We start from the raw sequence: 14,730 nt of genomic DNA, 5'->3' as shown, positions 1-14,730 counted from the left end.
TGCTTGGATCTGTCGGATTGCTTGGATCTGGATCTGGCATTGGACAAGTATTATCAGTTTTCTTTGTTCCAACTACAATCTTTTGCACTCCTGGAGTTACAGTCGTTTTTTCCTCTGTTGTTATTTCTCCAGTTGCTGGATCATATTTTTGAACAACCTTTGTTACAACCTTGCCAGGTGTAAAGTCTCCTAAAATAACATTACCAAGTTCAAGATCATCATCATAGATGTATTCAATCTTTGTACCAACTTCCTTGCTTACTTCTGTTGTATTTTCAGCTGCTTTTGTGCCAATCTTTATAACTTCGTCTTTTGATTCTTCTAATACTTCTTCTGTTGTTTCTAATTTATTAGTTTCTTGGTTGAAAGTAGTTGTGATCTTAGTCTTTCCTTTTTTGCCTTCAGTTTTTCCTACCTTGCCAGCTTCAAGATTTGCGTCATATTCAATTCTTGTCTTGTAGTCAGTTTCTACTTCTTTTTCTACAGGTTTTATGCCGATTCTTACAATTTTATCTTTCGGATCTGTTTTTTCTTCTGTTGTCACTAATTCATTCTTGTCTTTATCATAAGAAGTTGTAATTGTAGTCTTGCCTTTTCGCCTTCAGTTTCTACTACCTTACCGGCTTCAAGTTGGTCGTCGTATATAACTTTTGTACCGTAATCAGTTTCTACTTCTTTCGTTACAGGTTTTATACCGATTCTTACGACTCTATTTGTCGGATCTGTAGATTCTTCCTTACTTACAAGTTTATTTTCTTTTTGATCGTAAGAAGTTGTTGTAGTTGTTTTACCATTGACACCTGCAGTGACTTCTTCTTCCCTACCTGCTTCCATGTTTTCGTCATAGATATATTCTGTGTCGAATGGTTTTTCAACAACATTTTCTACAGGTTTGATGCCGATAACGATGATTTCTTTCTTAGCTTCTTTTTCATTTTCTTTGGAAGTTGTAGCTTTTCCATCAGCCTGGCCGTTTTTAATCTTTTGTGAATAAACTAAATCGTAAGAACCTTTTTCGCCCTTTTGTTTAATTTGTGATTGACCAGCTTCAAGTTCTGTGGAGTATTCGTATTCAACTTCAAATGGTGTTTCAATTTTTTCTGTGTGAGTTACTGTTCCGGTGTAGTCTCGCTTATTGATTTGAATAACCGCATTAACTGGGTCTTTTTTATCAACAGTCTCAGGTTCATCTTCTTGGACCACAGAGTCTTTAATGGTAACTTTATAAGTGACAGAACCATTCTTACCCGTTAGTTTCTTTCCGTCCACTTCCTTATATCTCCACTCACCCGGAGCAAGAGTGGGGTCATCAATATATTCCACTGTTGTTTCGAAAGGCTTTGTTTCTTTAAATTGATAGCTACCTTGTGTTCCTGTACCCATAAATTGAACGGAAGTCTTTCTAGTAACTTCTTTTCCGGTTGCGTCTTCATAGTGAGCCGTTACAGGTACGTTCAACAAAGCGCCGTCAAGCTCGAGTACTTTTCCCTCAGTTGCTGTAGGTGCTGTGGCTGTTACTTTACCGGTTGCTTGATCAATAGTAACTGTCCAAGTATTGCCCTTGTCATCTACAAAAGTATTGGAATCTAAAGTATAGCTTGTTTGCTTCTTTAAATTGTCCCCATCAGTTAATTCTACAGTGGCACTTTGTGTTTCTCCGACTTTTACAACTTTGGCAGCGTAATCCGGGCTTGCATATTCTTTGTCTTTTACAACAAATTCCGCTGTCGTCTTTTGAGTTGGAGCTGTTTCTCCGTCGCCATAGTGAGCGGTTACGGGAACTTGAAGTTTTTCTCCGCCTTTAAGCTTGCTTGCGTCCTTCGGTCTTGCCTTTACTTCGCCGGTTTTTCCATCAACAGAAACAATCCATTCATTACCCTTGTCATCTGTGTAGGTTTTGGTTTCATCAATTGTATAAGATGAAGGGCTCTCTTTTTTAGCGTCGGCATTGATAATGACAGAATTTGTCATTTCACTGTTTCCGTCGCCGATAGACACATTGTATTGTGGGCTGTTTAATTCCGTCCCCGTTGCTACAAATTGGACTTCCGTTTTTTTGGTTCCAACTTCAAGGGTACCGTCTTCTTCATAATAGTGTGTCGTTACTGATACATTGAGAAGGGCTCCATCAAGCTTATCGTTAGGAACACCTTCGGGAACTGTCGCCGTTACCTTACCTGTTTTTTCATCGATTGTAACTTTCCAGGTATTGCCCTTGTCATCAACAAAAGTATCAGAATCAAGGGTGTACTTGCCCGGTCTTCTGTTATAGTGATCTTCTTCATTTAGGATAGCATTAGAAGATAGCTCGTCTCCAGCCTTGCCGGCTTGTGCGTTGTAGCGGGCAGTCATATTGGCTTTTTCTTCGATTACAAAGTAAGCCTCTGTTTCTTCTGTAATGTCTTCGCCCGGTTTTTGATCATCTTTATAGTGGGAAATAACCGGTACTGTAAGCTTTTCCCCACCGTTAAAGTCTAAAGGATTTACAGGTTTGGCACTTACTTTACCTGTTTTTCCGTCAAGGGTTACAGTCCATTTGTTACCACTGTCATCAGTAACAAGTTTATTGCCTGCTTCATCGGTTTCTAAGTTATCCGGAAGTGTATAGTGGTCCGGCGTTATCCTTTTACCGTCATCTTTTACTGTAGCAGATGATGTTTGTTCTTTGGCAGGGAAGTTAACTTGAGCGTCATATTCCGGCTTAATGTAGTCTGATTCTTGGACAACAAAATGGAACCAGTGGACATCTGTAGATCCATTGGTATAAGTGTAAGTTAACGGTACTGCCACAAAATCTCCTGCCTTGGCTGATTTTGGTGGAGTTATTTTAAGAGTTGTGGGAAGGGTGCTTTCATCATAGTCCAAGACCCACTTATCTTCTTCCGCCTTGCCTTCATTGATTTTATCTATAAAGCTGGTGTCGATGGATCCGATTGCTTGGTTCGCATCTTTGGCAGCTTCCATTTCCTCTGTGGTCTTTTGGTTTGGAAATGCGTCTTTATCAAGATTGCCATCTTTATCTTTTTTATCTTCTGGAACATAAAGATCTACCTCAAACTCTTCTCCTGGTTTTACTTTTGAATGTGTGTGTTCAGAAGTATCTTTTTCATTTCCATCAATAAATCCTTGATCATAGTAACGAGTATCATCAAGGTTTAGCTTAAAGCCGCCGATAAGGTTGTAGTGGTCGTAGCGGTCGATGCCTTGGAGATCAACTTCAACTTCTTTACCATCGTGGTTAATCTTCTTTGTGCCGGCACCTGTTTCTGTGTAATAGCCATAGCCACCATTGCTCTCAACAATGGCTCTAAATTCATCTGCCGTTCTTGGACGGGCAAAAAATTTAACTTCCAGGTTTTGGATGCCCTTATATTTGGCATCCTTGTAGAAGATGGAATTTTCGTTAATCGAACCGTCTGCATTGATTGTTCCCTCAGGCATTTCAACGACTACTTTGCCTTCATCATTTATATAAGCCTTAGCTCCCGGAACAACTTCTCCTGTAAGAGGATGGTAGACTTGGCCGACTAGTCTTTCTCTGGCGCTGTCATCTAAATTGTCTACTATTACATTGGTCGTAATGGTTTGACCTTGGACAAATTCCTTTTGGTCATGACTGCCGTTAAGCTTAATTAAGTCAAGCTTGTCGTTTTCATTTGGCCATGGGTTTACCGAGAAGGTAAAACTGGAATTGGGCCCTTGAGTGGCTTTGAGACCGTTAGCATTGTCTTTTTTATACTTTCCTTCCCAAGCTATAATGGTAGGATCTTTGGTATTGACACTGTTGATATGCTCTAGATCCTCTTTCGTTGAATAAAGATTTTCGTTCCTTTGAGCTCTAGAGCCAGTAATCTCGACTTCTGCTTTTGCTTTATAAGTAGGATCATTGAAGTTTCCCTTTTCCGAAAGCTTGTCTCCTACCTCATTGGCAGAAATATTTCCGGTATCAAGGACACCCGCTTGGTTCCCAGAGTTGGTAAATCAAAAGTCAGTGTAGGTTCTTTGACCCTTTTCCTTGTCGAATTCCATCTCGAGACCCCATTGGGTCTTATCATCACTTGTCGCAGATGGTTCTAAGGTATCATATCTGAATCCATCTTTGAAATCCATGCTAGGTGTGTCTACCGTGGAATAACTTGTGCCATTGCCCTGTTCCATCTCGGTAGAACGATAGCGTTCCTCTTCGCTATAGTCTTGGATCTTCTTTTCGTCTTCGGCATAGTTCGGCTCAGTGGCTTCTTGCCCATCTCTAAGAGGTGCTTCAACTTTTTCTTCTGATGTCTCTAAATTTTCACTTGCCTTTTCATCTTCAGCATTTGCTTCACTAGCTATTTTTTCTGTAGACGCTTTTTCATCTACAGCTGAAGCTTCTTCTGTAGCTTCACTAGGGTCTGAAGCATTAGCTCCTTCAACATTTTCGCTTTCTGTACTAGGATTTTGAGAAGGAAGTGCTTCACTTTTCTTATCCCCTGATACTTCAGGAGAATTAGCCGATTCCACTACAGCAACATTTTCTCCTGCGCTAGATTCTTTTGAATCAATAGCAGAAATTTCTTCCTTTTTTTCAGAACTTTCTTCTGAATTTGCAACTACTTCTTTAAAACTACTTGCATGGTTTTTGTTTTCACTTTGGACAACTGCCGTAGCTGCTGATTCTGCAGCCGCATCAATTTCTGATGCTGCATTTACTTTTACAGACATGGATATTGACATAACAGTCGCCATGGAAAGTACGGCAAAGACCTCTTTTCCATTCTTAATTGGGTTCATCCTTTTCTACTCCTTTAAAATAAAATATAAACTTCTACACTTAAGGCATAAGATTTTTATTTAATACCAGTCTTGTATTTAAATCGTCTAAATCAACAAAAAAATCCGAAATCAATTTAATTTTAAACTATTCGGATTTAACTATGCCATTAATAACCTGATATACGATAATGTATACCGTTCAATTCTACTATTTAATCACAAAGTGTAATATTTTTCAAGTAAATTTCCACATGTTTACAAAAATTTAATATTAATTTAATATGATTTATCATTTTTAGCTCAAATAACAAATAATAAGATATTTTAATAAATTTTTTATAATTGTCACTTGGTACTTTGTTTTTTTATTCAAAGTCTTGCCAGAAAAATTTTTTATTTTAAAAATTTTTTATCTTCAAAGATTTTTGTAATTTATATTTCCCTAAAATTTTTGATACCAAAAAATCGACAGGATTTTTCCTGCCGACTTTATTCTTTTATTCTATAAAATTTTATAAATTATATTAAACTAAAATTATTTGCCATAAACTGGTCTAAGTGAGTCCTTGTACTTTTCATTCTTGCCATGAGTCAAGTCATGGAAAAGTTCCTTTAACTTCATTGTGAGCTCGCCTGGTCTTCCATCGGCAACTTTTATGTCGTCAACTTCAACTACTGGGGCAACTTCCATGGCAGTTCCTGAGAAGAAAACTTCATCTGCATTATAAAGTTCAGTTCTTGCAATTGATTTTTCCACACATTCAATGCCAAGTTCTTCTCTGGCAAGTTGCATTACTATATCTCTTGTGATGCCTTCTAGGATGTCGTCAGATGCAGGCGGTGTGATTAATTTTCCCTTTTTGTAAATAAAAATATTTTCGCCAGGGCCTTCACATACATAGCCATTTCTATTTAATAGGACTGCTTCATCGTAGCCTGCTCTTTTTGCTTCTAGGGATGCAAGGGCAGAGTTTAGGTAACCTGCTGTTGCCTTAGTCCTTGGCGGAAGCATATTGTCTGCAATTCTCACCCAAGATGAGACCTTAACCCTAAATTCTTCTTGCTTCATATACTTGCCCATTGGCTGCAAATAAATTGCCACTACATCATCGTCATGACCCTCAATACTTACACCTACAGTTTTTGTATCCTTGTAGGCAAGTGGCCTTATATAAGTAGTTTGCTTGTAGCCATTTTTTCTCAAAAGTTCAATTGTAAAGTCTGCAAGCTCTTCTGCAGTGTAATCAATTTTTAAGTTAACTACCTTTGCTGATTGCAAAAATCTCTTGTAGTGTTCTATGAGTTTGAAGGCATAAAGTTCCTCATCTTCTTCGCTCCAATAGGCACGAATGCCTTCAAAAACTCCTAAGCCATAATTTACGACTCTCGACCTAATGCTAACTGACACCTTTTCTTCTTCAACTATTTCGCCATTGTAAAAAACATAAGATTTGTCCATGTCTACCCTCCAGTAATTCATTTTTTCTAATTATAAAATTATTGTACTAAATTTTATCACTTTTCCTGGCAGAATCCAAGAGTTTTTTAGGATGCAAGGGCATTAATTATAAGCTTTTTGCTTGCGTAAAATTTTCAAGATAATTTATTTGTGTCAAATTTTATTTTACAACTCGTCCTATAAACTTAAAAATCCCAAAAATTCCCAAGAAAAAAGAGGCTACAATCTTGTAACCTCTTTAAATATAATTTTATTTAAAATTAAATTTCAGCTTTAATTTTTTGTTCTCTTTCGATTGCATCTATTAGTTTTGGAACAACTGCGTTGATGTCTCCAACTACACCAAGGTCTGCAATTTCAAAAATTGCTGCTTCAGGGTCTTTGTTTACAGCTATGATAAGATCAGAGTCTTCCATACCTGCAACGTGTTGGATTGCTCCAGAGATACCCATTGCGAAGTAAAGTTCTGGTCTAACTGTCTTACCAGTTTGTCCAACTTGGTGATCCTTAGTTATCCAACCTGAATCTACTGATGCTCTTGATGCAGAAATTTCTGCTTCTAGTTTGTCAGCAAGTTCTTGAAGAGGTTTAAATCCTTCTGGTCCACCGATTCCACGACCACCAGATACTAAGATCTTAGCTTCTGTGATGTCTTTCTTTTGTGATGCTTGTTTAGCAATGTCAAGTACCTTAACATTCATGTCAGCGTCAGTGAAGTCAACTTTAATTTCTTCAACTTCACCTTTTCTTGAAGCATCAGAATCAAGTGCTTGCATAACTCCAGGTCTAACTGTTGCCATTTGTGGTCTAAAGTCTTCACAAAGGATAGTTGCCATTAGGTTACCACCGAAAGCAGGTCTTGTCATCATAAGGTTTTTAGATTCTTCATCTATTTCTAGTTTTGTACAGTCAGCAGTAAGTCCTGTGTGAATTCTTGCTGCTAGTCTTGGAGCAAGGTCACGACCTATTGATGATGCACCGTAAATTACGATTTCTGGATCTTTTTCTTTTATAATTTGAGTGATTGCCTTAGCATATGGTTCAGTAACATATTCTTTAAGCATTTCATCTTCTACTACAAGAACTTTGTCAGCTCCGTGTCTAATAAGAGTTTCTGCGTGGTCCTTAACTTTTTCGCCAAGAATCATTGCAACAACATCTTGTCCAAGAGCGTCGGCAAGTTCTCTTGCCTTTCCCAAAAGTTCTATACCAACTTTTTCAAGTTTATTGTCTCTTTGTTCTATAAATACAAATACATCTTTACTCATTTTTAAACCCCCAATTAGATAATATACTTTTCTTGAAGTTTAGCAACGATAGCTTGAGCTGCTTCGTCAGCAGTAAGATCAGTTAAAAGAACGCCCTTGCCCTTACCTTGTTTAGGGAAAGATTTTTTAACCTTTGTAGGTGATCCCTTAAGTCCTATGTTTGCCATATCAAGTTTGTCCTTAATATCTTCAAGACCCCAAACTTTGATTTCTTTTTGGTAAGCTTCAAAAACTTTACCAATTGTCATATATCTAGGTTCTGCTAATTCTGCAATTGCAGTGATTAAGCATGGGAATTTAGCATTAATTGTATGGTATCTGTCTTCGAATTGTCTCTTAACAGTAATACCCTTCATGTCTTTATCTAGTTCAAGTTCTTCAACATAAGAAACTTGTGGAACTCCAATGTGTTCAGCAATTTGTGGTCCAACTTGTGCAGTATCACCGTCGATAGCTTGTCTACCACAAACAATTAGATCGAAATCTAAGTGTTCAAGAGCTGCAGTGATTGTACAAGATGTAGCCCAAGTGTCGGCTCCACCAAAAGCTCTGTCAGAAACTAGAATTGCATCGTCTGCTCCCATTGCAAGAGCTTCTCTAAGAGCAGCTTCAGCTTGTGGAGGTCCCATTGATAAAACTGTTACATGGATATCTGGATTTTCATCTTTAAGTCTAAGTGCTACTTCAAGACCTGATTTATCATCAGGGTTTATAATACTTGGCACACCATCTCTAATAAGAGTGTTAGTAACAGGGTCAAGTCTAACTTCATTAGTATCAGGTACTTGTTTAATACATACTACTATATTCATCTATAATACTCCTTCCGATTATTTAACGCCCATCCAGCCAGATACAACCATCTTCATTACTTCAGATGTACCTTCGTAAATTTCAGTGATCTTAGCGTCTCTCATCATTCTTTCAATTGGATAGTCACGAGTGTATCCGTATCCACCGAATAATTGTAGACATCTTCTAGTAATATCACTTGCTGCATCTGCTGCAAATAATTTAGCCATAGCTGCATAATGTCCGTAAGCTTCGCCATTACCCTTTGCGTCAGCTGCTCTGTAAACTAATAGTTGAGCTGCTTCAGCAGTAGTTTTCATATCTGCAAGTTCAAATTGAGTGTTTTGGAATTGAGAAATTCTTCTACCAAATTGCTTTCTTTCAGAAGTGTATTTAACAGTTTCGTCAATTGCACCTTCTGCAATACCAAGAGCTTGAGATGCGATACCAATTCTACCACCATCAAGAGTCTTCATTGCAAGTTTGAAGCCCTTACCTTCTTTTCCAAGAAGATTTTCTTTAGGAATTCTACAATCTTCAAAGATAAGTTCGCAAGTAGAAGAACCTCTGATACCCATCTTGTCTTCTGGTTCTCCAACTTTAAATCCTGGAGTTCCTCTTTCAACTATGAAAGCAGAAATTCCGTGATTTCCCTTAGATCTATCAGTCATTGCTATGATTACAAATACATCAGCAAATCCTGCGTTTGTAATAAAGATCTTTGATCCGTTAAGTACGTATTCGTCACCATCAAGTACAGCAGTTGTTCTTTGACCACTTGCGTCAGTACCAGCACCTGGTTCAGTAAGACCGAAAGCACCGATTTTTCTACCTGCTAGTAAGTCTGGTAAATATTTTTTCTTTTGTTCTTCTGTTCCATTTTCATAAATTGGAGCACAGCATAGTGAAGTGTGAGCAGAAACAATAACACCAGTAGTAGCACATTTCTTAGAAAGTTCTTCTACTGCCATAGCGTAAGCTACATAGTCTGCACCTTGTCCACCGTATTCTTTAGGAAATGGTATTCCAAAGAAACCATATCTGGCCATTTTTTTAACATTTTCCATAGGAACTTCTTCTGTCGCATCAACATCAGCGGCAACAGGTTCTACTTCAGTTTCAGCAAATGCGCGATACATTTGTTGTAACAATAGATGTTCCTTGTCCATTCTAAAATCCATTTAAAATCCCCCTAACAATTATTATAAAGAATGTTATTTAATTAACATACGTTATTTCTATTATATCATTATGCGCTTGTTTTTCAAGGTTTTATTTGCTTAAAAAGTCACTAGAAAAATAAATTTGCCATAACTTTGAAATTGAAATTAAAGTAAAAAAATTTCTTCAAAGGCAAAATTTATAAAGAATTTCTACATTTTATTTAACTAAAAGTATTAAATCCCCTGCCAAATTTTTAATTTATTTTAAATTAGGATAAGGTTTTTATAAAAATTTACACAAGATAAAATAAATTTAGATTAAATTTCAATATAGCCTCAAAAAATCACAAAATTTTTACAAAATAAAAAGGCGGTGACCCGCCCCTTATTAAATATCTGCCTTAACTACAAGTACAGATTTCTTTGAATGGTTGATAACCTTGTTGGAAACAGAGCCAAGAAGTGTTCTTGAGAAGGCACCAAGTCCCCTGTTGCCCATTACAATAAAGTCAACATCTTTTTCGTCAGCAAATTTGCAGATTTGTTCGCCAGGATTTCCTGAAGTGTAAAAAGTTTCTACCTTGTTTGGATATCCGCTTAAATCTGTTTCTGCGTCCTTAAGTATCATTTCTGCTCTTTCAACATTAGCCTTGTCTATTTCAAGAGTAAAATTAAAGTTTGCTGGATATTGTTCAAAAATTGAAGTTTCTGGAGTAACTGTCAAAATTAAAAGATCTGCTCCTAATTTTTGTCCCATGTCTCTTGCAACTTCGATTGATTTTTTTGAAGACTTTGATCCATCAATTGGTACTAATATTTTCATCTTTACCTCCTATAAATAAGTTCAAATTTCTATTATCTTCTGTTTTAATTATACCCCAAAAAAAATACTTTTAAAATAGCCTTGTAATTCTTTATAAAGTTACAGTAATAACTTTAAGATTTCTTAGCTTTTAAAAATTTAGGGATTCATAAAAGTTTCTCTAAGGGCAAATATTTCACCATTAATAAGAATTTAGCTGACTTTGAAGAATTTAGCTGACTTTGAAAAATTTAGCCATTCATAAAAGTTTCTTTAAGGGCAAATATTTCACCATCAATAAAAGTTTAGCTGGCTTTGAAAATTTTAGGAAGGGTGAAAAATTTAGGAAGGGCGAAAAATTTATAAAGTGGCGAAATTTTATGGGTCTTAGATTTATTTATGGTCTGTATTTTTTTTATCGTCTTACTTTTATTATCGACTTAATTTAATTTCCATTCTTTAATTCTTCCCCCTTATCCCTTCCAAAAAAATTTTAAAAACTTTCCCTTCCCAAGAGCCACGCTTTGTAACATAAAAATTTCTACAAATAAAATAAAGACGACAAGTTTCCTTGCCGCCTTCATTCATATTACATATTAACTTTTATAAAGTTAAAATCATCTTTATTGCCAAATACTTACTTGGTCCATGCCTTCAATCTTAGCTGCATTGTGTCCGTTAGAAGCATCTAAGATTTCATAGTATGCCCAGTGGCTCTTAGATACATCGGAGAATCTCTTTAGTCCAGCTTCACTTACATTTGCGAAGGAATTTGATTTAGTATTTCTACCAAATACAGAGTTCAAAATTGTAACAGCTTCAGCTCTAGTAAGTTTTTGATCAGGTTTAAATGTGCCATCTCCATAGCCCTTGATGTTCTTGTTGCCGTAAAGTGCACTTATTGCATCAGATGCCCAGTGACCCTTTACATCCTTAAAGCTTCCAGTTCCTGGATAACCATTTTTAACAAAGGTAGAAATCATTTGAGCAAATTCAGCTCTTGTGATAGCTTGGTTTGGTTTAAATGTTCCATCAGAGTATCCCTTGATGAATCCCTTAGCTACTGCATAGTTAATTTCATCAGAGTACCAAGCGTTGTTGGCATCCTTGAAGCTTGTAGTTGGGTTCTTAGGAAGTTCTGCGCCATTATTAACAAGTTTAACAAACATTCTTACAGCTTCAGCTCTAGTAACTTCTTTGCCTGGTTTAAATGTTCCATCAGGGAATCCAGCAATATATGCAGGTTGGCTAACTTTTTCTGTAGAAACAGCTTGGCCGCCAACAGTGTAGTTAGTAGTTCTTGCTACTCTTCCAGCTTCCTTAGCTTCAACAGTGATAACTTCGCCTGCTCTTAGAGCTCTATTTAGAGTAACATTGTAGATACCAGTATTGCCTGCAGTTGTGCTTCCAAGTTTAATTCCACTTGCATCATAAACAGTTACAGTGGCATTAGCTCCTGCAGTTCCTCTTACAAATGTTGAGCCTGCAGAAACTGGGTTAACAATTGGTGCTCCTGAATATCCAGAGTCAGATACATATTTTCCATTTACATAGTAGTCAAGACTTCTTCCAGTTGCTACATAAGGGCTGTTCCAAGTTACGCTGAAGTAACCATTTGAATCAATTACATCACTGCCAAGATAAACTCCATCGTCATAAACATATACAGTTCTGCTAGGGTATCCCTTTAAATATCCTTTTACAGAATAATTTGTTCTAGTAATGTCTGTTGGATAAACTTTGTGATCGTACCTGTTGTAGTAGTCATCATAGTAGTATTTGTTGTAGTAATATCCGTCCCAATATCTTCCGTCATTTAAATAATATTTAGCAGAAGTAGTGTAATCAGTTTTACTTGCTAGTAGGTAGCCACCATAATATCTTCCATCATAGTATTTACCATAATATTTGCCACTCCAATATGGTCTATAGTCTGTCCAGTGTTTTACATTGTCGTCGTCATAGTAATACCATCTATTTCCGTCTCTGTAATAGCGAACTCCATCATAATAAAAATCATCATAGTAATAATCATCATAATAGTAGCCATCGTAGTAGCCATAATAGTAATCGCCTACATAGATGTCAAAATATCCATTGGCATCAGTAGGTCCTGCTGTTCTTACAAGAAATCCGTTGTAGTTGTAAAGACTTACTGTTGCACCTTCAACTGCAACGCCATCACTATCAGTTACCTTGCCGTAGAATCTTCCATTAGAGTAGGATCTTTCAGAAATATTAAGAGCTTTTACTACTGGTAGAACTGGTTTAGCTTCCCACTTTGCAGTCAAAGTTTTGTCTGCTGTAATGGCAGTGTTAAAATCAAATATTGTATTGCCATCATACCAACCTAAGAAATTATATCCTTCTTTTGTTGGATCTGTTGGTTTAGGAACTTTTTGATTTTCAACAACTTTTACAAGTGTTTCTGTATCTCCATCTTTAAAAGTAACAGTATGTTTTGTTGGTTCTGCTTTCCATTGTCCTTCAAAAGTTGTGTCTTCAGTTATTTTTACTTTGTCAGTTGTTACTTTAGTGCCACCCTTAGACCAACCATCGAAAATAAAACCTTCCTTGATTCCACCATCTTTTGGTAAATCTACTTCAGTACCTTTTTCTACATTTTTTGAATCAGATTTACCTTCATCATTATTATAATTAAAAGTAACTTTAACTGGATCTGTTAATGGTGCTTTTAGAGGTGGTGACATTAGTGGTTCACCAATTTCTAATTCTTCAGCAGGCTCTTCTGTTGCTTCTTCCACTTCTTCAGTAGCTTCAACAACTTCCTTAGCTGGTTCTTGTGGTGTTTCTTCTTCAGTTGCTTCTTTTTCTTCTACAGTTTTTACAACTGCAGGTCCTTCTGACTTAGTTTCTTCAGCATCAACTTCTGCAAATACGCTAAATGGAATTGCAACAAGCATTAATACTGCAAGAAATAAACTAAGCAATTTTTTGTTTTTCATAAACTCTCCTCCTCGTCATTTTATTAATGTTAAAAACATTTTCCTCGATACTATTATACCCAAAGAAAGTAAAAACATTTAAGATTTTACAAAATCTTAATAAATTTAATTATTCTGTAACATTACTAGGATAAAATAATAAACTCTTAAATTCATTTTTTACCATTAGTTTTAAACAATATTTATTATCTAACTAAAATATCTATTAAATTACGATAAATTTGCCTTTTCCTATTGAATTTTTTGTGTAAATTGTTATAATAAAAAAAATATCTCAATAAGACACTTGATTATATATAAATCACAGGATTATTTGAGGTAAAACTTTAAAGAAGGTAGGTTAGAAAGATGATGGTTAAAAAAATGTTAGGCGTTCTTACCCTTGCTGCATTACTTACAGCTTGTGGAAATGGAGGCGGGAAAACTTCTGCCGCTCCCGACAATGGAGATGTAATTAAAATTGGAGGAATTATTCCAAAGACTGGCGCTGCTGCTGTCTATGGTAATTCTACAGATAATGGAATTAAGCTGGCAGTGGATGAAATTAATGCCTCTGGCGGAATCGGTGGAAAGCAAATTGAATACCTCTCTGAAGACGACAAGGGCGATCCAACTGAAGCAGTTACTGTTTACAACAAGTTAGTTGAATCTGGTAATAATGTCATCATCGGCGCTATTACTTCCAAGCCTTCCCTTGCAGTTGCGGAAAACTCTTCTCAAGATGGAATTCCTATTATAACTCCAACGGGAACTAGCGCTCCTATCACAGAAAACAAGGACAATGTATTTAGAACTTGCTTTACTGATCCTCTTCAAGGAAAAATTTTAGCAAACTTTGCTTCTGACAACTTGAAGGCAAAGACAGTGGCAATCCTAAGAAACACTTCAAACGACTACTCTAACGGCGTTTCCGATGCCTTCATTGAACAAGCAAAGGCTAAGGGACTTGAAGTTGTAGCTGATGAAGGTTACGGCGATACTGATGTGGACTTCAAGGTTCAACTTACAAATATTGACAAGGAAAAACCTGATGTAATTTTAGTTCCTGAATACTACGAAAAAGATGTTTCAATTATTAAGCAAGCAAGAGAACTTGGCATGGAGTCAAAAATTATTGGTCCTGATGGCTGGGACGGAGTGCTTGCTGTTATAGACGAAGGTTCAAAAGACCTATTAAATGGTGTTTACTTCACTAATCACTATTCAGTTCACGACACTAGCGAAAAGGTACAAGGCTTTGTAAAGGCTTATAAGGAAAAATACAATGAAGATCCTTCTGCCTTCTCTGCTCTTGGCTACGACACAGTTTATATTTACAAAGAGGCTCTTGAAAAGTCAGCTTCTCTAGACTTTGCTGAAATTGTAAATGCCCTAAAGGCTGTAGAAGTTAGTGGTGTTACTGGAGATTTGAAGTTTGGTGAAAACAACAACCCTGTAAAATCTGCAACTATTATAGAAATTAAAGACGGCTCATATACTTTTAACAGTTTAGTTTCAGCTGAATAATAAAAGCAAAGGCAAGCTTAGG

General features: G+C 36.5%; 9 protein-coding genes and 1 pseudogene. 1 reads left to right on the top strand and 9 read right to left on the bottom strand.

The annotated features are described in order from the left end of the window. From HMPREF2801_RS05340 to HMPREF2801_RS09050, 9 genes and pseudogenes are all read right to left on the bottom strand, one after another. The coding region (locus HMPREF2801_RS05340) for a G5 domain-containing protein (RefSeq protein ID WP_210394460.1) at window positions 1-544 on the bottom strand (544 nt) is incomplete at its 3' end. Beyond that, window positions 544-3,441 (bottom strand): G5 domain-containing protein, encoded by a 2,898-nt coding sequence (locus tag HMPREF2801_RS05335; protein ID WP_070611048.1) that lies wholly within the window; start codon window positions 3,439-3,441, stop codon window positions 544-546. The genes HMPREF2801_RS05335 and HMPREF2801_RS05340, both read right to left, overlap by 1 nt. A 222-nt stretch (window positions 3,442-3,663) precedes the next feature. Continuing rightward, window positions 3,664-4,701, bottom strand: a pseudogene (locus HMPREF2801_RS05330) (adhesin domain containing protein); the annotation flags it as partial. A 586-nt stretch (window positions 4,702-5,287) separates the two neighbouring features. Then, a complete protein-coding gene (locus tag HMPREF2801_RS05325) occupies window positions 5,288-6,211 on the bottom strand; it encodes a branched-chain amino acid transaminase (protein WP_070611044.1) in 924 nt (307 codons plus the stop codon). A 260-nt stretch (window positions 6,212-6,471) separates the two neighbouring features. After that, window positions 6,472-7,479 carry an electron transfer flavoprotein subunit alpha/FixB family protein gene (locus HMPREF2801_RS05320; protein ID WP_070611042.1) on the bottom strand — a complete coding sequence of 336 codons (1,008 nt, stop codon included), beginning with the start codon at window positions 7,477-7,479 and terminating at the stop codon, window positions 6,472-6,474. 14 nt (window positions 7,480-7,493) lie between these two features. Next, the gene (locus tag HMPREF2801_RS05315) at window positions 7,494-8,291 is read right to left on the bottom strand and encodes an electron transfer flavoprotein subunit beta/FixA family protein (protein ID WP_019125416.1); all 798 of its coding nucleotides are present in this window, start codon (window positions 8,289-8,291) and stop codon (window positions 7,494-7,496) included. 18 nt (window positions 8,292-8,309) lie between these two features. Further along, window positions 8,310-9,452, bottom strand: coding sequence for an acyl-CoA dehydrogenase (locus HMPREF2801_RS05310; protein ID WP_070611040.1), 1,143 nt, complete (start codon window positions 9,450-9,452; stop codon window positions 8,310-8,312). Window positions 9,453-9,822: 370 nt separating this feature from the next. Next, a complete protein-coding gene (locus HMPREF2801_RS05305) occupies window positions 9,823-10,257 on the bottom strand; it encodes a universal stress protein (RefSeq protein WP_070611038.1) in 435 nt (144 codons plus the stop codon). Between the two features lie 602 nt (window positions 10,258-10,859). After that, window positions 10,860-13,202, bottom strand: a complete 2,343-nt coding sequence (locus HMPREF2801_RS09050) for an S-layer homology domain-containing protein (RefSeq protein WP_083303716.1) — start codon at window positions 13,200-13,202, stop codon at window positions 10,860-10,862. A gap of 348 nt (window positions 13,203-13,550) precedes the next feature. On the opposite strand from HMPREF2801_RS09050, the gene HMPREF2801_RS05290 reads away from it, so the two are divergent. Beyond that, entirely contained in the window at window positions 13,551-14,708 is a 1,158-nt protein-coding gene (locus HMPREF2801_RS05290) for an ABC transporter substrate-binding protein (RefSeq protein WP_246829980.1), read from the top strand. The last annotated feature ends 22 nt before the right edge of the window (window positions 14,709-14,730 follow it).

Source organism: Peptoniphilus sp. HMSC062D09 (assembly GCF_001811425.1).
Classification (GTDB): Bacteria; Bacillota; Clostridia; order Tissierellales; family Peptoniphilaceae; genus Peptoniphilus_A.
This window is presented reverse-complemented; position numbering and strand designations above follow the sequence as displayed.

What these genes read in the sequence shown, in the direction of transcription:
- HMPREF2801_RS05315 (WP_019125416.1), bottom strand. Translation starts at nt 8,291, where the DNA reads ATGAATATAGTAGTATGTATTAAACAAGTACCTGATACTAATGAAGTT.
- HMPREF2801_RS05320 (WP_070611042.1), bottom strand. Translation starts at nt 7,479, where the DNA reads ATGAGTAAAGATGTATTTGTATTTATAGAACAAAGAGACAATAAACTT.
- HMPREF2801_RS05290 (WP_246829980.1), top strand. Translation starts at nt 13,551, where the DNA reads ATGATGGTTAAAAAAATGTTAGGCGTTCTTACCCTTGCTGCATTACTT.
- HMPREF2801_RS09050 (WP_083303716.1), bottom strand. Translation starts at nt 13,202, where the DNA reads ATGAAAAACAAAAAATTGCTTAGTTTATTTCTTGCAGTATTAATGCTT.
- HMPREF2801_RS05305 (WP_070611038.1), bottom strand. Translation starts at nt 10,257, where the DNA reads ATGAAAATATTAGTACCAATTGATGGATCAAAGTCTTCAAAAAAATCA.
- HMPREF2801_RS05310 (WP_070611040.1), bottom strand. Translation starts at nt 9,452, where the DNA reads ATGGATTTTAGAATGGACAAGGAACATCTATTGTTACAACAAATGTAT.
- HMPREF2801_RS05335 (WP_070611048.1), bottom strand. Translation starts at nt 3,441, where the DNA reads ATGCCTGAGGGAACAATCAATGCAGACGGTTCGATTAACGAAAATTCC.
- HMPREF2801_RS05325 (WP_070611044.1), bottom strand. Translation starts at nt 6,211, where the DNA reads ATGGACAAATCTTATGTTTTTTACAATGGCGAAATAGTTGAAGAAGAA.